At 44.4% G+C, this 22033-nt stretch carries 16 protein-coding genes; 15 read left to right on the top strand and 1 reads right to left on the bottom strand.

The genetic code is table 11. From position 1 onward, the window contains the following. The first annotated feature begins 20 nt into the window (after nt 1–20). From AC3WTP_RS12895 to AC3WTP_RS12960, 14 genes are all read left to right on the top strand, one after another. The gene (locus AC3WTP_RS12895; RefSeq protein ID WP_492395023.1) at nt 21–281 is read left to right on the top strand and encodes a YqkE family protein; all 261 of its coding nucleotides are present in this window, start codon (nt 21–23) and stop codon (nt 279–281) included. A 215-nt stretch (nt 282–496) separates the two neighbouring features. Next, a complete protein-coding gene (locus tag AC3WTP_RS12900; protein ID WP_492395024.1) occupies nt 497–790 on the top strand; it encodes a MazG nucleotide pyrophosphohydrolase domain-containing protein in 294 nt (97 codons plus the stop codon). Between the two features lie 285 nt (nt 791–1075). Next, nucleotides 1076–3250 (top strand): penicillin-binding transpeptidase domain-containing protein, encoded by a 2175-nt coding sequence (locus tag AC3WTP_RS12905; protein WP_492395025.1) that lies wholly within the window; start codon nt 1076–1078, stop codon nt 3248–3250. Between the two features lie 202 nt (nt 3251–3452). Further along, entirely contained in the window at nt 3453–5642 is a 2190-nt protein-coding gene (locus AC3WTP_RS12910; protein WP_492395026.1) for an alpha-galactosidase, read from the top strand. Between the two features lie 673 nt (nt 5643–6315). Then, a complete protein-coding gene (locus AC3WTP_RS12915; RefSeq protein ID WP_492395027.1) occupies nt 6316–6669 on the top strand; it encodes a VOC family protein in 354 nt (117 codons plus the stop codon). 221 nt (nt 6670–6890) lie between these two features. After that, a complete protein-coding gene (locus AC3WTP_RS12920; RefSeq protein WP_492395028.1) occupies nt 6891–8438 on the top strand; it encodes a response regulator transcription factor in 1548 nt (515 codons plus the stop codon). Further along, nucleotides 8439–10142 (top strand): sensor histidine kinase, encoded by a 1704-nt coding sequence (locus tag AC3WTP_RS12925; RefSeq protein ID WP_492395029.1) that lies wholly within the window; start codon nt 8439–8441, stop codon nt 10140–10142. A gap of 184 nt (nt 10143–10326) precedes the next feature. Further along, the gene (locus AC3WTP_RS12930; protein ID WP_492395030.1) at nt 10327–11277 is read left to right on the top strand and encodes an ABC transporter permease; all 951 of its coding nucleotides are present in this window, start codon (nt 10327–10329) and stop codon (nt 11275–11277) included. A 30-nt stretch (nt 11278–11307) separates the two neighbouring features. Beyond that, complete coding sequence (locus AC3WTP_RS12935) at nt 11308–12204, top strand: carbohydrate ABC transporter permease (protein ID WP_458568074.1); 897 nt, start codon at nt 11308–11310, stop codon at nt 12202–12204. A gap of 46 nt (nt 12205–12250) precedes the next feature. After that, on the top strand, nt 12251–13855 hold the full coding sequence (locus AC3WTP_RS12940) for an extracellular solute-binding protein (protein ID WP_492395031.1): 1605 nt from the start codon (nt 12251–12253) through the stop codon (nt 13853–13855). Between the two features lie 157 nt (nt 13856–14012). Beyond that, nucleotides 14013–16412, top strand: coding sequence for a hypothetical protein (locus AC3WTP_RS12945; RefSeq protein WP_492395032.1), 2400 nt, complete (start codon nt 14013–14015; stop codon nt 16410–16412). 127 nt (nt 16413–16539) lie between these two features. Then, a complete protein-coding gene (locus AC3WTP_RS12950; RefSeq protein WP_492395033.1) occupies nt 16540–18795 on the top strand; it encodes a glycosyl hydrolase family 95 catalytic domain-containing protein in 2256 nt (751 codons plus the stop codon). A gap of 146 nt (nt 18796–18941) precedes the next feature. After that, the gene (locus tag AC3WTP_RS12955; protein ID WP_492395034.1) at nt 18942–19328 is read left to right on the top strand and encodes a VOC family protein; all 387 of its coding nucleotides are present in this window, start codon (nt 18942–18944) and stop codon (nt 19326–19328) included. Nucleotides 19329–19412: 84 nt separating this feature from the next. After that, complete coding sequence (locus AC3WTP_RS12960; RefSeq protein WP_492395035.1) at nt 19413–19925, top strand: GNAT family N-acetyltransferase; 513 nt, start codon at nt 19413–19415, stop codon at nt 19923–19925. A gap of 69 nt (nt 19926–19994) precedes the next feature. Here the strand turns inward: AC3WTP_RS12960 and AC3WTP_RS12965 are convergent, their stop codons facing one another. Further along, the gene (locus AC3WTP_RS12965; RefSeq protein WP_492395036.1) at nt 19995–20756 is read right to left on the bottom strand and encodes an arylamine N-acetyltransferase family protein; all 762 of its coding nucleotides are present in this window, start codon (nt 20754–20756) and stop codon (nt 19995–19997) included. 492 nt (nt 20757–21248) lie between these two features. Between AC3WTP_RS12965 and AC3WTP_RS12970 the strand changes: the two genes are divergently transcribed. Continuing rightward, nucleotides 21249–21977, top strand: a complete 729-nt coding sequence (locus tag AC3WTP_RS12970) for a hypothetical protein (protein ID WP_492395037.1) — start codon at nt 21249–21251, stop codon at nt 21975–21977. Nucleotides 21978–22033: the final 56 nt, after the last annotated feature.

The raw sequence follows: 22033 nt of genomic DNA on the forward strand, positions 1-22033 counted from the left end.
GGGAAATTGAGGTGATCATCATGGCGAAGAAGAGACATTCCGCACCTGCCCCGCAAGCTGCTGCGGGAGATAAGCCTGCTACGCTGAAGGATCTGCTCGGTGCAGATGTGTTGAGCAAGCTGAAGGCTCAAGCTAATGAGCTTCAGGCTGCGGAAGATCAGCGGAAGGAACAAGAGAGATTGCAAGCAGAGGCAGAACGCAAAGCGGAACAGAAGCGTCGAGAGAACGACTTCGAGTACCTGCTTAAGAATAGCAAGATGGACTGGAATAAGTATAAGTGATAGTGTGTACCGCGCGCAGGCTGCCTTCAGGCAGCCTGTACTTATTTCGAGAAAATATGGTAAAGTAGTCGATACCATAGAAGATTAAGCGCCCAATATAAAGTCGTATTCACGATTGCATCATATAATGGCATGAATGAGGATCTGAATCATTCCATCATGGGCAGCAGTTAATCTGCTGCATCGAAGAACAACATAACCTGGGGGGAAGACATATGGATAATGGATTAACACTAGCGCAATTGCAGAACTACATTAAGCAAACGGATCATCGCCCGCACGAAAAGATAGGTTATTTTCTGAAATTAGTGGAGGAAGTTGGAGAATTGGCGGATGTGGTCCGCAAGGATAAGAGATTATCGAGGTCCAAGACGATTAAAGGGACAATCGAGGAGGAGCTTGCGGACGTATTATATTATACTTTAGCGTTAGCTAACGTATATGAGATTAATCTTGAGGAGTGCTTCGCGCTTAAGGATGAGCTTAACAAACAGAAAGGGAAGAAATGATATATTCCGTGTGCAGCCTACGAAGGCATTCAAGCACTGATTTTGCGATGCGATTGACACGACTAGGAAATAAAGGTAGGATGCCTATGTAATCAGTTATACAGTTTCATGTTGGGCATTGGAATCGACATGATAATCCCATCAAGAGCTCATCAAGAGCAACCTCACAGCAACAGCTTCTATAAGCACATCGAACCTCAACTTGATAGACCCTCACAAGCATTTAATTCAGTAAGTAGCCTCGACTACGGATTCCATTATCTCTGAAAGATAAGAGGGTTGAGTATGGAGAAACGTATTAAAGTCAGAACGATAACGATTATGAGTCTATTCTTGTTTTTATTTATCGTGCTGCTCTCGCGTCTCGTATGGTATCAGGTGATCAATCAACCATTTTGGATGAACGAAGCACTCAAGACATGGTCAACTAAGAAGGAGCTCCCAGCCAACAGAGGTAAAATATACGACCGTAACGGTACGTTATTAGCCATTGAAGGCGCCGCCTACACGGTAGTCGTTAATCCGGCATTGATTCAACAGCTGAAAAAAAGTGATGATTTAGTCGAGAAACGAATTAATGTGGAAAAGGACATAGTCGAAGGATTGTCTACCATTTTACAGAAGCCTAAGGACGAGCTGTTTAAGCTCGTGTCGGACAAGCGGAGCAACGGAGAGTATTTTGCGTACCGTGAAGTTAGAAGTGAAGGATACAAGGTAGATTTCGTGCTTGGTGATGATCTGAAAGCGTTGGTAAACAGGATTAAAGCTAAGACGGAATTAAAGGATATCGGTGTCTATCTGATAGATGATACGAAGAGGTATTATCCAAACGGCAATCTGGCATCTCATGTACTAGGCTACATTGATCGTGACGGCAAAGCTGTTACTGGGGCAGAAGCTTATTTCGATACATCGCTAAAGGGCAGTGACGGTTGGATTCAATATGATAAAGATCGCCAAGGCAACAAACTGCCGAATTCCGAACAAATATACGAGCCGCCAAGGGATGGTCAGGATGTGTATCTAACTATTGACGCGAATCTCCAAGCGATCGTAGAGGAGTCAATGAGGCAAATATATAAAGAATATACACCAGATAGTATGACCGTTATTACGATGGATCCAAACTCTGGAGACGTTCTAGCAATGGCCAATCTACCAAACTATGATCCTAATCGTTATTGGGAGGATGACATAGGGGCGCACTATAATCATGCGATAAAATCTGTCTATGAGCCGGGCTCTACGTTTAAGATCATTACACTAGCGGCAGCAGTTCAGGAGCAGGTGTTTCAACCGAATGATTCTTTCCTGTCAGGGAAGATCACAGTCGGTGGGAAGACGATTCATGATATTAAGCGAGATGGATGGGGTCCGATCTCTTATCTGGAAGGTCTAAAGCGCTCGAGCAATGTAGGGTTCGTAAAGCTGGGCTATGAGCTGCTGGGAGAAGAACGGCTGAAAAACTATATTCGCAGCTTTGGATTCGGTCAAGCAACAGGTATCCAGCTCCCTGGAGAGACGGTGAAGCAGATCCAATTGCGATATCCTGCGGATTACGCTGCAGCGTCATATGGGCACGGTCAGATATGGATTACTCCGATTCAACAAGCAACAGGGGTTGCGACAGTTGCTAACGGCGGGCAGCTATACAGAGCGAACTTGCTTCATAAAACAGTAGATCCAGCCACAGGTGAAGAGAGCATTACTCCAATAGAAAGTTTACGTCAAGTGATATCTAAGGATGCTTCCAGGAAGGTTAGTGAATATTTAGAGCAAGTGGTTTCCGATCAGGAAATAGGCACTGGCAGATATGCCCATCTGGATGGTTACCGTGTAGCAGGCAAGACAGGAACTACGATTAAAGCAGCTAACGGAAAGTATGATGAAGACATTAACATGTATTCCTTCATCGGATACGCTCCAATGAATGATCCTAAGCTGATTACATACGTGATTATAGATAATCCGAAGCAATACGCAGGCGGGAGCCGGATAAGCTCAGAATTGTTTAAGTCTATTATGAAGAAGTCGCTGCAATATATGCGAGTACCGACTCACGATGTTGAACCCTCGAGTGTCAAGGAGACGGTAAAGCGGAGAATTCCGCAATTAGTAGGCTCGTCGATTCAAGAGGCTAAAACGAAGCTATCGGAAATTGGCGCGCCATATGTCGCATTGGGCAGCGGTGATCAAGTTATGTCTCAGTATCCAGCGTATGATGAGAAAACGGCATACATCGGCGAACCGCTATATCTGTTTACGGACAATCCATCGGAGACGGAACTTCCGTTGATGGAAGGGAAATCACTGCGAGATGTGATGCTGCTTTGCTCCTTAATCGACTATAACTGCAAGATTAATGGCGAAGGCTATGTGGTCAGTCAGGAAATCTCAGCGAGTGAACAGCGTACTTCGACATTTACGCTGCAGCCGAGAAGTGCTGCTCTGGATCCGTGAAATGCAGCAAATGTGATCGATGATCTTTATGATTCGAGGTGATCTGATGCGAAAATAGTAAGTGTTTTACTACTAGATGTTGTTATATTCAGATTGATTCCGTTTTCGGATACCTCTAAAATAGTTCTCGAAGAATGGAACCGGTAGCCGTCTCCTCAGTTCAGAGCAAATATGTAAATCTAGTATAGATTAGGAGGATATCATGTCCATTTACTATGATAACAGCAATCGAGTGTTTCATTTACGATCCAGTAACTCCAGCTATATTATTCAAATCGTTAAGGGTGAAGTTCCGGCACATCTCTATTGGGGTCCGAAACTGGGAGGGATCCAATTTCAGCCTTCATTAGATTTAGTAGAAAGATGCTCGTTCAGTCCAAATTTTCTGCTAGAGGATAAAGCCTACTCTTTGGATACTCTTCCAAACGAATTTCCGTCGTACGGCAATGGTGATTTCCGAGAGCCAGCGCTCGAGGTCCACTTGCAGGATGGTACAACAGTTACCGATTTCCGTTATGAAGGTTATACGATAAGCAAAGGTAAACCGCGTTTGCAGGGCCTACCTTCCACATATGTTGAGAGTGATGATGAAGCAGATACGCTGGAAATTGTTCTGCGAGATGCGAAAAGTGGATTAAAGGCGACTCTATTGTACACCGTATTTAACAATTTTGACGCAATCACACGTTCCGTACGTATCGAGAACTTAGGACAGGACAAGGTTATACTGAACCGAGTATTAAGCGCTAATGTTGATTTCCATCATTCCGAATTTGATATGCTGCAGCTGTCAGGCACTTGGGTGAGAGAACGCCATATCCATAAGAGACCGCTTGTACCTGGGATTCATCGGATTGACAGCAAACGTGGCTCCAGCAGTCATCAGCAAAATCCGTTTATTGCCTTGCTGGCTAAAAATGCGACGGAGAATCATGGTGAAGTATACGGGTTCAGTCTTGTATACAGTGGTAGTTTTCTAGCACAGGCGGAAGTGGATCAATATGGGATGACCAGAGTTGGCATGGGTATTCAGCCATTTAATTTTCAGTGGTTGTTAGAACCTGAAGATACATTTCAGACTCCAGAAGTCGTACTTGTACGGTCGGCTGAAGGATTAGGTGGAATGTCACGAACCTATCACAAGCTATATCAAACCCGTTTAAGCAGAGGTAAATTTCGTGATCAGCAAAGACCGATTCTCATAAATAATTGGGAAGCGACTTACTTTAATTTTAACGCAGACAAATTAAAAGAAATCGCTCATGCAGGCAAAGAGCTTGGTTTGGAGCTGTTTGTCTTGGATGATGGCTGGTTTGGGAAGCGCGACAATGACAATTGCTCATTAGGAGATTGGGTTGAGGATCAGCGCAAGCTTCCAGAAGGACTCGGTAAGCTGGGAGAGGATATCACAGCAATGGGGATGCGATTTGGCCTTTGGTTTGAGCCGGAAATGGTATCTCCAGACAGTAATCTGTACCGTGAGCATCCGGACTGGTGTTTGCATGTGCCAGGACATACACGAACATTAGCTAGGCACCAGTTGATTCTCGATTTATCGCGCAAGGATGTACAGGATTATATTGTGGATTCGGTCAGTGCCGTGCTGTCATCGGCGCCAATCACTTATGTAAAATGGGATATGAACCGGAATATGACGGAGATTGGTTCCGCTCAGCTCCCTCCAGAACGTCAACGCGAAACGGAGCACCGTTACATCCTTGGACTTTATGAAGTGATGGAGCGAATTGTCTCTAGTTTCCCACATATTTTATTCGAGAGTTGTTCCGGCGGTGGCGGAAGATTTGATCCGGGTATGCTGTATTATATGCCTCAGACCTGGACTAGCGATAATACGGATGCGGTTGAAAGATTGAAGATTCAATATGGAACAAGTATGGTGTATCCCGCAAGCTCAATGGGGTCTAATGTTTCAGCCATTCCAAATCACCAGGTACACCGCAATACCCCTTTGGAAACGCGAGGTCATGTCGCGATGTCCGGAAATTTTGGATATCAGTTGGATCTGACAAAGCTAAGCGAATCCGAGTGCGAAGACATCCGGCAGCAAGTTGCCCAGTACAAAGAACTCCGAAAGCTAATCCATTATGGAGATTTCTATCGGCTGCTCAGTCCTTTTGAAGGGAATGAGACGGCGTGGATGTTTGTATCTGAGGATAGAAAAGAAGCCTTTGCTGCTTACTTTAAGGTCCTTGCCGAGCCGAATGCACCACTACGTAGATTACGTCTGACAGGACTCGACCCGAATAAGTCGTATCGTCTCCAGCATAACGGCAAGGTGTACAGAGGAGATGAATTGATGTACTTCGGACTCTCTATTCCACATTTAGAGGGGGATTTCAGAAGTCTCCTCTTTGTCTTACAAGAGATTTGATATAAAAAGGGGCAAACTAACCGTTTGTCCCTTTTTTATTGCACAAGCCCCCCCAGTTCGACAATACTCAACTGTAAATGATTGAATCCAAATGTACAGTTTTGATCGAACAAACGTCATTCACTTTCAGTGTACATCTTTAAGTTAGCATTTATAGTTTTCCCCCGTTACGGCGGGCGAAACTCGCAGTTTAGGTGAGATAACGGGGGGGAAACCGTGTTACAGAGTCGAGACATTGCAGGGATGGAGAGGCCAGAGCGAGATAACAGGTTTTTACCCCGTTACAGCGGGCGAAACTCGCAGTTTAGGTGAGATAACGGGGAAAAACCGTGTTACAGAGTCGAGACACTGCAGGGATGGAGAGGCCAGAGCGAGATAACAGGTTTTTACCCCGTTACAGCGGGCTAGACTCGCAGTTTAGGTGAGATAAAGGGGAAAAACCGTGTTACAGAGACGAGGCACTGCAGAGATGGAGAGGCTAGAGCGAAATAACCTAACTCACAGAAGCAGCTGTTTGTTCGACTTGGAGCGGGTCTGACTCCAACAGTAGAAGTAAATCTTCACCCAGTCGTACAGAGCGCATGAGCTGAGAAAAAGCTGCTAGTTGACGATGGGAACATACATTCTTTATAATGATAAGGTAACAAATACCATTTTTAGTGGAGGCTGTATGATGGGAAGAGTCGTATTGTTTGAAATGAACATCTCAGATCCTGAACGCGCTAAGAGTTTCTATTCTGAGGTATTTGGATGGACCTTTGCAGAGCCAAACTGGGGTTACCATCCTGTTACAACAGGGGGAGATAACCAGACTGGCATCAATGGCGGTATAGCTCAAGCTCCACATGATTTCCCGCATGGCACAAGAGTCGTAATGGAAGTCGATGATATGGATGCAGCGATTCGCAAGAGTGTGGAGAATGGGGCGATGATCGTCCGTGACAAGATGGAATTCGATACATTCTATCTAGCCTACCTGGTTGATCCGGTTGGAATCGGATTCGGACTGACTCAACAGAAGAAATAGCCTATTCATAATAATAAGCCTCCAACATGTTACTGCAAGAGGACTAGGGGAACCCAAGTCTTCGTATAGTGGTAATGTAAAGGAGGCTTGTTGCATATTTAAGGGAGCCTGAGGGTTCTTGTTCCACGATCGCCTATTGTAAATTGGCGCTTTTTACCATGATTTAGTTTGTGGTAGACTCATTTTGTGAATACATTTCTGGCGGAAGGCGGTGAGGTTCGATGTTAAAAATGCTTGTCGTCGATGATGATAAGTTCGAACGGGATGGAGTAAAGTTTCTCGTCGATAAATATGGATTGAATTTGGAGATCTTTGAAGCTGATAGTGGTGAAAACGCTCTCTCATTTATCGAAAGCCATGATGTAGACATCTTGCTCTCCGACATCCGGATGAATGGGATGGACGGATTACAGCTCGCAGAGAAGGTTCGTGAGCTTGGTAAGCCTATCAAAATGATGTTTATGAGCGCCTATGGTGAGTTCGAATATGCACAAAGGGCAATCGATTTGAAGGCGATCCATTATATATTAAAACCAGTGCAGGTTAGCGAGTTTATTAAGAATATGAACGAGGTCATCCAGCTGTGTGAGGAAGCTCAGAAATTGAAGGTTCAGCAGGAAAGGCTGGAAGCTGCCTATATAAAGGAAGTCAGATACGAAAAGCAGAAGCAGCTGACCGACATCATATTCAGCAAGACAGATGTGACGGAGGAAGAACTAGATCAGAAGTTGCCTATCAGTGGATATTGTAGTTATCCCTACATGCGGATGCTGATGCTGGATTCCCGTAAGCGCTTTTTCGATCGGCTTGATCTGGACTTCGAACAGCAGCTCGGAGATTTAATTCATCGCAACGTCGATTTTATTCATTTGAATGAATTTCAAGGGCTGTTGCTCTTGGAAACCTTTCCTGACGAATCGCTGGAAGTTATATCGGAATTTGGCCAGCATTTGGTCCGGATATTCAAAGAAATGTACGGTAGTGATATCTGTGTTGTAGTTAGTAAACTGGTGGACGATGCGAAGCAGCTCTACAAAGAATTTCAAGAGATGGAAACGATGCTGGAAAACAAATTTTTTTTCGATGAGGGTACGGTGCTGCTGGCGAACCGCACGTCTTTCGTTGTGGGTGATAAGACTGTAGCAGTGAATGAGGTGCTAACGGAGCTGACGCAGAATATCCAGCACAACCGATATGATATCGCGCAGCTGCATGTCGAGCAATTGTTTGACGTTTTACAAAATTACGAGCACTTTACAGTTACCTATGTAAAATACGTGTGCACCGAAATTGTCAAAACCATATTCAATAACTCTAAGAAAAAGGATAATGATAGCTTCAAGCTGCATTTGGAGGCCATATATAAAACTGTGAAGCTGAGTGATTTGCGTAAAGTCGTATTGAGCATTTTGAAGGTTAATGAGACTTTCGGCGAAACGAATGCAGAAGCGCTACCCAGAGCTATCGAAGAAGTCGTCCGAATGATCGAGAATGAATATCAGACTGACTTGTCATTGGAGATATTGGCGAAGCGGGTTTATTTATCTCCTAGTTATTTGAGCCATCTATTCAAGAAACAGAAAGGGATAAGTATTAATAAATTCATGACCTTGCACCGAATGGAAAAAGCGAAAGAGCTGCTTATCACAACAAACCGTAAAATAATCGATATCGGACAAGATGTTGGCTATAGCAACTTTCCGTACTTCAGTTCGTTATTCAAAAATCATTTCGGTCGTACGCCATCCCAATTCAGAGAAGAGACCTAAATGATGAAACGGCTAATCTATGGACTGTTTAATCGTTTGAGGTTCAATCAAAAGCTATTTCTATCCTATTTAATCATTATTATCATCCCGATTATGGTGCTTGGTATATACGCGTACAATCAATCAAAGGAAATGCTCAATATGCAGGGACTGCAGGGAATTGATAAGAATGTGAATACAGTTACTGAGAGTATTGATCAATCAGTTGAACGCTACAATCATTTGGTTCGATCCATTGTATACAATAAGATGTTTCAGAAGATCGTAAGAAATGATTATATCGACCTAGTCAATCTTTCACGAGATTTGAGAGATTACTTAGATCCGTATTTCATCATGATGAGGAACCTAGACAAGGAGATTCAGAAAATAACTTTCTACACGCAAAGCACTGTACCGGAATTCGGCGATTCAGTAGTTTCATACAAACGTGTTTATGAGGAGCCATGGTATAACGAAGCGATCAAGGAGATAGAACCGCTATGGCAATATGAAGACAACAAACTGTTCGTCACTTATAAATTCCCAAGCTTTATAAAAGAGCCCTACACGAATATTGTCTATTTGCAAATAAATGAGAGCAGTTTCTTCAATAGTATTACTGATCTCGCGCATGAGTATGGTGTCGTCATCTCGGATGTAAATAACCGGATCATATATGCGAATCAAAGTGCAATGCAGACCGTTTTCGACTCCAAGGAAATTATGAAACTCGATGAAGGGACGGTTCGCATCGGTCAGACGAAGATGTTTCTTGTCAAGAAGGAGATACCACAGGCTAATTGGACGATCTATTGTTTCGTACCTACAGCGCATTTATCCCCAAACGCGGGTTCAATTATTAATGCAACGTTAATCGTGATCCTTGCTTGTATTGTCAGTCTTCTGATCATTATTTCGATCTTTTCCAAAACGTTTATCAAACGAATATTCTCACTCAATACAATGATGAAGCGGGTTGAAAGGGGCGAGCTGGATTTACAGGTTCGAAGTGAGTCCAGAGATGAAATCGGCGAACTGACCAATCGGTTCGGTAAAATGCTTAATCGACTAAATGAGCAGATTGATGAATCCTATCGCAGTAAAATCATCCAGAAGGAGGCAGAGCTCAAAGCGCTGCAATCGCAGATCAATCCTCACTTCCTATACAATACCCTCTCGTTTATCAATTGGAATGCACTTAAAAACGATGCGCTTGAAATTAGTCATGTGGTTACATCGATGTCGAAATTTTATCGGACGGCTCTTAATCAAGGCAACAATATTATTACTGTGCGTAAGGAATTAGAGAATATCAAATCATATATTGAGATTATTCAGGTTATGGACGAGTATAGCTTCGATGTCGATTATCAGATCGATGATGAGGTTCACGATTACTCAACCATTAATTTAATTCTTCAACCGCTCGCGGAAAATGCGATCAAGCATGGAATCAGACAGAGGGAGACAGGAAGGGGGCTTCTACGTGTTAGCGCCTGGCTTGATAAAGGGACGGTCAATTTCGCGATCGAAGACAACGGTCCAGGTATGAATCAGGAGACAATCGATATGATCCTTACGATGCAATCGGCCGGCTATGGTCTCAAAAATGTCAACGAGCGGCTGCAGCTGCGGTTCGGAACTAAGTACGGCATCTCGATCCAGAGTCGACTGGGATATGGTACGGTTATGACCCTCGTTATTCCACAAAATTTTGAATAGTAACGCATCAAAAGAAACTTATGTTCCAATGCTCAACTTCGCCCGCCGGTTAGCCGGACGGGCTTTTTAACTTCGTAAAAAATCGAATCATTTCTAAAATATTTGATAATTATTCCATAAGTTTCCTGTGATATAGTTTGTATATCAGAAAGAAAGCGTTTGCAGAGAGGAGGGGAATGGAGCTATGAGCGATAGGATGATGGCAGTTACCACGAAACGTGCGCTTAGAGGGGAAAGGAGTAAGAAGTTTAAACAATACCGCGTGCTGCTGATTATGTTAATACCGGCATTACTCTATTATATTATATTTCATTATCTCCCGATGTATGGCGTACTGTTGGCATTCAAAGATTTTAAAATTACAAAGGGTATCATCAGCAGTCCTTGGGTAGGACTTCATCATTTCGAAAAAATCTTAAACGACACATATTTCTTTACCGTATTGAAAAATACGATAGTTATCAGTTTAAGCAAGCTGGTGTTTGGTTTCCCAGTACCCATCATTTTTGCCCTGTTATTGAGTGAGGTTTCAAATGTGAAATTCAAGAAGATGGTTCAAACGGTATCGTATTTACCGCATTTTATATCGTGGGTTGTCATGGCTGGGATATTCTTTACGTTATTTTCTCTAGACGGTCCAATCAATGGTATTGTCAAACTATTTGGCGGCGACCCGATGTTATTTTTAGCTGACGATCGGTACTTCCGAACCATTCTTGTGGTGACGAGTATTTTTCAAGGCTTCGGGTGGGGTTCAATTATCTATTTTGCGGCCATTTCGAGCATCGATCCGCAGTTGTATGAAGCTGCTGTACTCGATGGAGCGGGCCGGTTTAAACGGATGTTATATATATCGATCCCCATGCTTGCCCCCGTTATAGCCATTATGCTTATTTTATCAATGTCCGGTATATTGGACGCGGGATTCGATCAAATATTCAATATGTACAATGTTAAAGTCTATAATGTCGCAGACATTATTGACACCTATGTGTATCGCAAAGGTTTGATTGAGATGAACTATAGCTATGCAACGGCCGTTGGATTGTTCAAATCCGTGGTTGCTCTGATCCTGATCGTTGTCGTTAATCAGATTGTGAAATGGATCGGCGGCAAGGAGCATGCCATATGGTAATTCGCCTGGGTGGACGAAGGAGTGAGAAAGATGATTAACGTAAAAAAATCAACGGGTGACAAAATAATCGATGTCTTTTTATATCTCATTCTACTAGGTGTTGTCGTTATTACGTTGTACCCCTTTTGGACGCAGGTCGTTATTTCATTAGATGGTGCAGGAGCTGACAGTGCTGCCTATTCATCAGGGATCATACTGTTCCCGACGCAACTCACGTTCGAGAGCTATAAATTGGCCTTCAAGTTTGACGCTCTATGGACGGGATACGGGAATACCATTATGAGAACCGTGATTGGTGTTATCATTTCTATATTTTTCACGGCGATAACCGCCTATCCATTATCAAAAAAAGACTTACCTTTCAACCGGACGTTTACGAGCATGATTTTGTTCACGATGCTGTTTGCTGGGGGGACGATCCCTTCGTATCTGCTTATTAAGGAACTGCATATGCTTAACACAATGTGGTCGCTTGTTATTCCAGGTATGATTGGTGCGTTTAACGTATTGATTATGCGTAACTTTTTCCGTTCGATTCCTGAAGAACTGGAAGACTCGGCCCGGGTTGATGGAGCAGGTTACTTGCGGATATTCACGTTGATCGTCATACCAATATCGAAGCCGGTATTAGCTACGATTGCTCTATGGGTAGGTGTCGGCCACTGGAACGCATGGTTTGACAGCATGATCTACATTTCAGATCCTAATAAACAAGTGCTGCAGATTGTTTTACGCAAAATTATTATTCAGAACAGCATGGCGGACATCAACAGCGTCATTCAAAATATCGGTAATAAAACAGTCTTTTCTGGAAGGCAGCTGCAAGCCACGGTTGTCATGTTCTCGATCATTCCAATGCTTATCGTCTATCCATTCATTCAGAAGTATTTTGTCAAAGGTGTTATGGTCGGTGCTATTAAAGGGTAACCCCCCAAAATAGAAAATTGTTCAAAAATAGAGAGGGATGGTTGAAATGATGAAAAAGCGTATATTGCTTGGAGTGCTGTCTTCAGTCATGCTGATGTCGATCATGGCGGGATGTAGCAGCAGCAATTCCTCAAGTAGTCAGGCCGAGAATGGGAAGAAACAATCGACAGACAATGGAGAAGCATCGAAACCAAAAATGAAATTGATGTTTTGGAACTTAGATGAAAATCAAACGGAGGGCTCTGTCGGGCTAAATGCACTGAAAGAGAAGTTCGGCGTCGATCTGGAATTTACTGCGACATCCAGAGAAGCTATGAAAGAAAAACTGAATCTTCTCATTTCCTCAGGTGAAATTCCAGATTGGTGGAAAGAGCCATCGTTCACAGAATATAATAAGTTCCTCGAACAGGACGTTGCAGCAGAAATTCCACAAGAGTTAATTGAACAAAATATGCCGAAATATATGGAATGGCTTAAACGATATCTTGGCGAGGACCCATTTAAGTATATTAGAAGAGATGGGAAGATCTACGGATTACCTGTCATCTGGGATATCGGTATCGATGGGATGCAGCTCGCTTTTCGGGAAGATTGGTTGAAAAAAGTAGGTATTACCAAAACTCCGGAAACGCTTGATGAAATGGAAGCTGCTTTGACGAAATTCCGGAACGAGGATCCTGACGGCAATGGTCAAAAAGATACTTATGGAATCACTGCATCAGGTGATAATGTCGAAAACTTGTTCAGTTCTGTGTTTGGCGCATATGACGCCTATCCGAATATTTTCCGTGAGAAAGATGGTAAGATCGTCCGTGGAGAAATTGAACCAGGCGCGAAACAAGCGCTTGAAGTTCTGAACCGTTGGTATAAAAACGAATTGATCGACCCAGAATTTGTCGTCAATAAGGGAGCGAACGTGGAAGATAAAGTACTTACGGACAAAATCGGAGCCATCGAGTTTTACTGGTGGGCGTTTTTGCCGGGTAATGCATTTCTTGGTGGAGAACAGTGGTACGATAAGTTAGCGAAGAAGCATCCAGGCTTTAATTTTGCAATCGAAGGCGGCATAAAGGGGCCAGATGGTAAATACGGAATGTCGCAGTACAATCCAGCCTATGCTTCGGGGGTCATGTTTGGGAAGCAATTAGAAGAGGATCGCGACAAAATGATCAAATACATGCAAATATTCGAAGCTACCCAATTTGATCCTGAAATTTATGAAAAACTGAACTTTGGAGAGAAAGGTGTTCATTGGAATAAGAGTGATAAAGGAACGATTGCATTCAACCCTCCATACACGGACGAGAAAGAACGCAAAAAAGCGGGGATTGGCAGTTACTCAATGGCAGGCTCGTTCAATGATTACGATTTCCAAACATCGTATACATCAGAAGAAAGCTTGCGTCAGTTAGCGAAAGATACACGCGCCAAGGGAACGAGAAACATCGATATATTAGCACCATTCAACAAGCCAATCTACAATGAAACACAAGATAAGCTGAAACAGTATACATTGCAAAACTATATTGATTTTATTACGGGTCGCAAACCTCTGGACGAATTTGATAGTTTCGTTGAGGAATGGAAGAAGATGGGGGGAGATCAAGTACTAGACGAAGCACAAAAAATATATGATGAAAATTTAAAATAGTAATCATATGACTTGATCAAGCATCCTTCCCAATTTTATTGGAATTGGAAAGGATGTTTGAATTTATCTAGTAAATAGTGTGGTTTTGTTGAAAAGAAGCATATCAATCATAGAGGAACACTTTAATGAGAAAATATGTGACAGGGAGAGGAAAACCATGTATACCATACATGCTGGAGCCTTGAAGGTACACTTGAACGAAAAAGGTCACATCATGGGGATGAATGATACCAGCAATCATAATTATGCATCATCGACATACACTACAGTGCTTATTCGCACTATCATCGAAGGTCGAATGGAGGAGCCTTCGAAAGTATCGTACAATACGGTAGAGGGTCTATTAACTTTCGAATTTTCTGAAAGCGGTGCTATAGTCGATGTGTTGGTGAGAGAAAAGTCGCAGTATGCGACATTTGAGATTCAAAGTATTGCAGGCGATCATGTGGATGCGATCATATGGGGGCCTTATTTTACAACGGTTGTTGGTTCAGTCGGTGAATCGGTTGGTGTCGTGCATAACGGACAGTTCGCGATCGGCCTTCAGGCTTTGAACATCAAGACTGTAGGAGGCTGGCCAATCGAGCTCGATCGATTGGATGGTGTGCAGCAAAGTTATTCAGGCAATGGGAACGTAAAACCTGATCCTGACAACCAGCAAATATCCGACAATAAGTTCGAATATGATGTTTGCGCGGCGTGGCCGACAAGCGAAGGAAGCATGCTGCAGGCATTTGCTAGAAATCGTTCGAAAAGCTCACGTCGTCCAGTATGGAACTTACCGGTGGTTGATGTAGAACCAATTCGTGAGGAAGACGCTAATATTGTCGGATCACGCATTGCCTTGTTCGGCTGCGATTTTCAGCAAGTGCTTGAGACAATTGAAGCGATCGAGCTTGGAGAGGGATTGCCTCACCCGATGATCGAAGGAATTTGGGGTAAAATATCGCCCGCAGCGAACCAATCCTATTTGATTACGGATTTCTCCGAAGCCACCATGTCCGAAGCTATACGTTATACCAAACTAGCTGGTCTCCAATACGTATATCATCCCGATCCTTTCAGCAATTGGGGACATTTCACTCTAAAACCGAAGAGCTTCCCGAACGGGGATGAAGGGTTAAAGTCTTCTGTGGCAATGGCAGAGAGAGAGGGCGTTCATGTCGGTGTTCATACACTGTCTAACTTTACGACCCGGAATGATTCATATGTAACACCGGTACCGGATGCAAGACTGCAATTCGCGGGCACGTCGCGGCTTGTTGCAACAGTTAACTTAGAAGCAGATTGCATAGAGGTCGACGACCCTGCACCGTTCCAGTTCAATTTATTCCGACATACTGCACAACTCGGCAGTGAGCTAATTGAATATAGTGCAGTTACAGATCGTGCGCCTTGGATACTGACCGGCGTTAAGCGTGGTGTTAATGGAACGACCATAGCAGTGCATGAAGCGGGAACGATCATAGGTCGATTATGGGATCACCCGTACGATGTATTCTTCCCGAACATCGAGCTGCAGGACGAATATTGCGCACGCATTAGCGATCTGTTCACGACAACGGGCTTGAAGCAAATATCATTCGATGGTTTGGAAGGCTGCTATGCAACAGGGCAAGACGGTTACGGAGTTAATCGTTTTGTGAAAATGTGCTATGACGGCTGGGGCGATGAAGTCATTAATGATGCTAGTATCGTTGTTCCAAATTACCTGTGGCATGTATTCACGAGGTTTAATTGGGGCGAGCCTTGGGGTGCCGCAACACGGGAAGGGCAGCTTGAATGGAGGCTTAGTAACCAACGATTTTTTGCCAGGAACTTCATTCCTCCTATGCTTGGTTGGTTTCTTGTTCGTTCTGCTTCTGATCAGTTCGAGGCGACATCACCGGACGAAATCGAATGGGTATTATCCAAAGCTGCAGGATTTAATGCAGGCTTTGCTTTAGTTGCTGATGTGGCTGTGCTGAAGCGGAACGGGAACATCGAGTCGATATTTACGGCCGTGCGCGAGTGGGAGAGAGCTAGACAATTAGGCGCCTTCACTCCAGAACAGCGGGAACGGCTGAAGGATCCGAAAGGCGACTGGCATTTGGAATCAGCGGGTGAAGATAAGTGGAGCTTATATCCAGTTCATATTTCTAAACCGCTCGTATGCAACCCAGCTGAGCTGCAACCAGGGCAACCAGGGGGTGCAGATTGGACTTATTTTAACCGATATGCGGATCAACCCTTAAAGTTTACGCTGCGCGTCATTCCTTCGCATGGTAACGACGAAGCTTCAATTATACGACCTACTTTCTATACGAACGGTGTATATATGACATTCGATACGGAGGTCTTCGCGAATCAGTATCTCGTTTGTGATAGCGACAGCATCGGTAAAATTTACGATCAGAACTGGAATCTACTAAAAACCGTACAGGCTTCTGCCGATGCTCCCATCTTGCGGACTGGCGGACACCAGCTATCGTTTAGCTGCAAGTTCGAAGGTGATCCAAAGCCTCTAGTCAGCGTCAGAGTGACGACTTGGGGCGAATGCGAAGAAGTTGTAAATTAAGAACTTATAATTGTCGGAAGACAAGAATATTGTTCGAATGATAAAATAACACAGAACGGGCGCCTCCTAATATTTTTGGGATGGTTTGCCCTTTTCTGTTATTAAGACGAATGCGGGGGATATACGAATGGACAACAAATATGATCTTCTATTCGATCAACCGATTGGAAGATGGGACGAGGCACTACCGCTTGGCAACGGATTCACCGGGTGTCTGTTATGGGGGAACGGCTCGCCATTGCGCTTTAGTCTGGACCGCGGCGATCTATGGGATCTCCGGTTAGCTCCGGAGGTGCTGGATGATGGTTTTACGTATGCAGAAATGATCGATTGCGTGAAGCGTGGCGACCAAGAGGGGCTGTTGAAGCGATTTGACGACATCTATCAGAAATATCCATACCCCACTAAACTGCCTGCTGGAAGGATAGAGCTGAACTTTGGACAATCCGCTGATCGGTTGGTAAGCCGTCTTTCTCTAAAGGAAGCATGTGCACACATCGAGTTGAAGTTCGGGGATCTCAATGTGAAGGTATCCAGCTATATGCATGCCATGAACGGCCTTGGCTATATCCGGATTGTTGGCGATTCGGAAGTCGCCGGAAGGCTTGATATTACACCTCCGGAATATGATGGAGAGCTGAAGGATGACGACGGTAATCCCGTGTTTCATTCGAGTCTCACTCGTCTTGGCTATTCGGCTGCCACCATGCATGCTGACGGGCACGTGCGATGGTTCCACCAACGAACGGTCCACGAGCTTGAATATGCGATCGTGGTTGCAGAGTCCAACGCGACATCAGGGGAACGAACTATCGTGTATACTATTGCTGCAAATCATGATGGAGATGATTGGCTTGAGAAGGCGAAACGGAAGGTTGTATCCGCCTTGGAGGCAGGGTATGACACAGCGTTCGAAGAGCATGCCGCTTGGTGGGCCCGCTACTGGAGCAAGAGTTCGATCACGCTTCCGGATGCGGAAGCTGAGAACATGTGGGTACTGAACAACTATCTGTTCGGTTCATGTTCACGAAAAGGAGCTTCGCCGATGCCCCTCCAAGGTGTGTGGACTGCTGATGAAGGGGAGCTCCCGCCGTGGAAGGGTGATTACCATCATGACTTAAATACCCAGCTCAGCTATTGGCATTATTCGAAAGCGAACCATCTCGAAGAAGGGGAGAGCTTCATCGATTTCCTCTGGAATTTACGTCCTGAAGCTAAACGTTTTGCGGAACGCTTCTATGATGCGCCAGGCATCAATCTCCCATCGGTGATGACGATTGCCGGCGGAGCTATGGGTGGATGGCCGATGTATAGCTTGAGCATCACGAATCAGATATGGTTATGCCAAGCATTCGACCATTACTGGCTCAGCACGGGAGATCCAGAATTTCTTCGTGATAAAGCTTATGTGTACTTTAAGGAAACGGCGGAATGCGTTCAGCATTGGCTTAAGCTAGGGGAGGACGGCAAGCTCAAGCTTCCGCTTTCGAGCTCGCCTGAGTTCCATGATAATAGCCTGAAAGCATGGCTCGACCCGATCAGTAACTTTGATTTGTCCTTACTTATGTATCTGTTCCGACGTCTGCATGATATGGCTAAACGTCTTGGATACTTGGCTGAAGCAGAGCAATGGGCGAATGTGATAGAGAAGCTTCCGGACCTCGCTGTATCCACTGACGGCGTGCTGATGATTAACCCCAAGGAAGCTCTTACCGCAAGCCATCGTCATTTTTCACATATGATGGCTATATATCCGTTGAAGCTGTTCAATCGGAAAGGTTCGAAGTGGGATCGCGAGATTGCGGATAAGACGATCTCCAATTTGGAGGCGCTCGGCAAGGGACAATGGGTAGGTTATTCATTTGCATGGGCGGCAGCTATGTACGCATGGCAAGGCAATGGGGAAGCCGCACTCTACCATTTGCAGCAAATGTGGCGGTATACATGTTCACCGAACGGGTTCCATTTAAATGGCGATTATAAGCATGCGGGTGTGTGCATGTTCCATTACCGTCCATTTACGTTAGAAGGCAACTTCGCCGCTATATGTGCTCTGCAAGATATGCTGCTCCAGGTGGATGACGGAACGATATGCGTATTTCCAGCGATCCCAGCGGCATGGGCCGATCGTACAGCTGAGTTCCGCGATTTCAGAGGCGAGATGGGTGTACTCGTATCGGCTAGGGTAAGTGAACATAAGCTAGAGTACATTAAACTGCGGGCTGAGAGGGACGGTTCATTCCGAGTCCAAAACGATTTTGGATCCGAAAGACTGTTAATGATCATTGGAGAACGTACATATGAAATCACCTGTCAGGCAGGCGAAAGTTTCAGTATCGATTTACAAGCAGGGGATGAATGCAGTATTTTAATTCATGACTAACGTATAATGCTAATAAGTTTGACGCGCATTCGCCGGAAGAGCACCCTATAGGTCGTGATGGAAGTCGATGATATGGATGCAGCGATTACAAGAGCGTGGAGAATGGATTGCAGCAAAAATAATGACACAGGAAAGTTGGGGGAGCAATGCTGCATCATGTTGAGATTAACGTATCAGACCTGCAGTGTACAACTGAGTTCTGGGGATGGTTGCTTTCAGAGCTCGGTTATACCTCTTACCAGCAGTGGCCGCTAGGGATAAGCTGGAAGTACGGCAGTACATATATTGTGTTTGTTCAGACAGAGAGCGAATACCTAGACATTCCGTATCACCGCAAACGTACAGGGCTTAATCATCTGGCCTTTCAAGTGGAATCCAAGGAGCAGGTAGACACTATCGCAAAGAAGCTTGAAGCTAGAGGTGTTACACTGTTGTATCAAGACCGATATCCTCATGCTGGAGGAGAAGGGCATTATGCTGTATTCTTTGAGGATCCAGATCGAATTAAGGTTGAGATAGTGGGAATACGATAGATTCGAATAAATGACTAATGCATAATGCTAATAACTGATTACAATGTAATACACATCATTTACAGTCAGAGGGGGTTGCTTGACATGACAGACAAGCTTGTTATACGAGACGCTATGCTTGACGATCTGCCTGCAATCGTCGATATCTATAATTCAACGATTGCGAGTCGTATGGTAACGGCAGATCTGGAGCCGATCACGACGAACGATCGCTTAGCGTGGTTTGACGCGCATTCGTCGGACAAGCACCCGCTATGGGTGGTAGAGTCGAATGGAGTGATTGCAGCTTGGTTCAGCTATCAGCCATTTTACGGACGACCAGCCTATAATGCGACTGCGGAGATCAGCATCTACATTAGCGAGGTTCACCGTGGGATGGGGATCGGCAGCATGTTAATGCGTCATGCTCTGGAGGAATGCCCGCGAATCGGTATACAGACGATGCTGGGCTTCGTGTTTGGACATAATGAACCGAGTTTAGCGTTGCTCTCGAAGTTTGGATTCGAGCAGTGGGGGTTATTGCCGCGCGTTGCGGTGTTAGACGGGATCGAGCGTGATCTTGTTATCGTGGGTAGACGAGTGACAAACTGCAATTAGAATATGTTTGACACAAGATAAGCCAATCAATCTCTCTAGTAGAGCGGATAGATTGGCTTATTATCGTTATTATAAATGGATGCCGAAATGTTCGCGCAGCGCTTCCTGGTATTCTTCCTCTGTCTCTGGTGTAAACACTTGCACTCCCTCAGCCGTAAATAGACGAAACTCACGGCCTGCCAACGACTTTCTTCCATCTGGTGTGCGAATCGCTGCCATCGCGTCCATCGTAAATATCGAATCCGGCGCGTTTTCGCACCAATAGGATGCCATGATGTAATCCTTCGGGAGCTGCGGCTCTTCTGTAAAGGAGTAGAGCCATTTCCATTCGTCATGTTTATACTCACACAGTACCCATCCGAAGTAATCATCGTGTTCCATTTGGTACAGCTCATCGCCCTGTTCATGAACGAGACGCTCGGTCAGTTGTATCGGCTTGCGCGGAACAACTCCTCCTACGCCTACGTCGCATAGAAACAGCTGTCCATCTGCTTCAACCTGGAGCACATGGTGTCTGCGCTTAGGAGGTGTATTCGGTTCATCACGCCAGAATCGCGCGAAATAATTCGTCACCTTGAAGCCAAGCTCCTGCAGCAGCCAGCCGAAGAGGGCATTCAGCTCGAAGCAGTATCCGCCGCGGCCGCGAACCACAATTTTATTGAATAGATCAGTGACCTCAAGTGATAGCGGGACACGATTTATGATATCAAAATTCTCATACGGCACGGCCTGCACATGACATTCTTGAAGCTGTTGTAGTGCAGCGATACTGTTGTCGACTGGTCCTATGTATCCAATTCGCTTGAGATAAGCTAACGCATCTTGATTCAATTAACATACCATCCCTTCGCAATAATAGTACGATTCTATGTAGTGGTTGAACTACGAGATTAGTGCTTATTATCTAAAGCTAGACTGACATGCTGTTATGTTCGAGTGTAATACGTTCTGGGTGTGTCTACAACTCTTATTTCGTATAAAGCATAACTTCACATCGATCAGCCAAATGACAGTTTAAAAGAAATAAATAGATATTTGTTAATTAATGCATAACTTTCATTTCTCCAAGCAGTATGTAATTGTGAATACTATATGATCAACTATGTTGTATAACGTACAACTATATTCCTATTATCGCGGATTATTGTAAGTATTGTTGTATTCAGTACAACATTTTGCCGATTACATGGCAATTCATCCTGCTGAATAAGTTATGGGATTTCGTGTGGAAAATGATGTAATATATCATATAAATTGCTATTATTCTAATAAAGATAATTGACGATTACGTATATCCATCCTTACGAAAGGAGAATAGTCTATATGATGAATCATTATCCTGAATCTTTAATTCCGCGTAAACAGACTTTTATTCGCGACAAGCGCAAGCTTAGAAATGCACTGATTGGGCTTACAGTGCTGATGCTCCTGATGATTCGCTTTCCGCACAGATATTCTTGGTTGGAAATGGTGTATCAGACATTAGGAATCAAGACTGTGTTTGATATTGGAAATGGGCAGATCATGCTGACTGGATTACCGATACTCATAGGAATCATTGTGTTTCTGCGCATGCTGTATCAGTCATTGGATCGCAGTCGAGGTCTTATCACATTCCTAGCATTCCTAGTCATCACGTACCTTCCGGCACAGCTCGTGACCGCTTATCAAGAGAATTTCGCATCTGGTATTAATGCGTTAAGATTCGATAAACAGATTGCTTCCTGTCAGTATAAGTATTCAGAAGCTGATTCCGCGTGGTTGGGAGAATGCTCAATGAGTGTGAAGAACTATAGCAACAAGCCAGTAGATATGCAAATCACGCTTGTAATGCAAACGGGGGGGTTCCAGAGGTCTGACCTGGAAAAGGTGACGCTAGATCAACAGCAAGTGATGCCTGGGGATCAGCAGCTGCATATTCCAGTCAACATTCCAGTTCAATCTAACCAGAAACCTGAACGGATATCCGATATGCTTGAGATTAGTTATTCCTATAGCGAAGCTATAGTAACTGACGGAACACGAGAGCGTCGACTTCTAGAGACGTACTAAGCAGCTTCACATGACGAAACGGATGATTGACCAGCCCTTCAAGGCGTGGGACATCA

The organism is Paenibacillus sp. EB106-04-04-XG159 (genome assembly GCF_058791835.1).

What these genes read in the sequence shown, in the direction of transcription:
- AC3WTP_RS12925 (WP_492395029.1), top strand. Translation starts at nt 8,439, where the DNA reads ATGATGAAACGGCTAATCTATGGACTGTTTAATCGTTTGAGGTTCAAT.
- AC3WTP_RS12950 (WP_492395033.1), top strand. Translation starts at nt 16,540, where the DNA reads ATGGACAACAAATATGATCTTCTATTCGATCAACCGATTGGAAGATGG.
- AC3WTP_RS12905 (WP_492395025.1), top strand. Translation starts at nt 1,076, where the DNA reads ATGGAGAAACGTATTAAAGTCAGAACGATAACGATTATGAGTCTATTC.
- AC3WTP_RS12960 (WP_492395035.1), top strand. Translation starts at nt 19,413, where the DNA reads ATGACAGACAAGCTTGTTATACGAGACGCTATGCTTGACGATCTGCCT.
- AC3WTP_RS12935 (WP_458568074.1), top strand. Translation starts at nt 11,308, where the DNA reads ATGATTAACGTAAAAAAATCAACGGGTGACAAAATAATCGATGTCTTT.
- AC3WTP_RS12920 (WP_492395028.1), top strand. Translation starts at nt 6,891, where the DNA reads ATGTTAAAAATGCTTGTCGTCGATGATGATAAGTTCGAACGGGATGGA.
- AC3WTP_RS12940 (WP_492395031.1), top strand. Translation starts at nt 12,251, where the DNA reads ATGATGAAAAAGCGTATATTGCTTGGAGTGCTGTCTTCAGTCATGCTG.
- AC3WTP_RS12930 (WP_492395030.1), top strand. Translation starts at nt 10,327, where the DNA reads ATGAGCGATAGGATGATGGCAGTTACCACGAAACGTGCGCTTAGAGGG.
- AC3WTP_RS12900 (WP_492395024.1), top strand. Translation starts at nt 497, where the DNA reads ATGGATAATGGATTAACACTAGCGCAATTGCAGAACTACATTAAGCAA.
- AC3WTP_RS12895 (WP_492395023.1), top strand. Translation starts at nt 21, where the DNA reads ATGGCGAAGAAGAGACATTCCGCACCTGCCCCGCAAGCTGCTGCGGGA.
- AC3WTP_RS12970 (WP_492395037.1), top strand. Translation starts at nt 21,249, where the DNA reads ATGATGAATCATTATCCTGAATCTTTAATTCCGCGTAAACAGACTTTT.
- AC3WTP_RS12910 (WP_492395026.1), top strand. Translation starts at nt 3,453, where the DNA reads ATGTCCATTTACTATGATAACAGCAATCGAGTGTTTCATTTACGATCC.
- AC3WTP_RS12945 (WP_492395032.1), top strand. Translation starts at nt 14,013, where the DNA reads ATGTATACCATACATGCTGGAGCCTTGAAGGTACACTTGAACGAAAAA.
- AC3WTP_RS12915 (WP_492395027.1), top strand. Translation starts at nt 6,316, where the DNA reads ATGGGAAGAGTCGTATTGTTTGAAATGAACATCTCAGATCCTGAACGC.
- AC3WTP_RS12955 (WP_492395034.1), top strand. Translation starts at nt 18,942, where the DNA reads ATGCTGCATCATGTTGAGATTAACGTATCAGACCTGCAGTGTACAACT.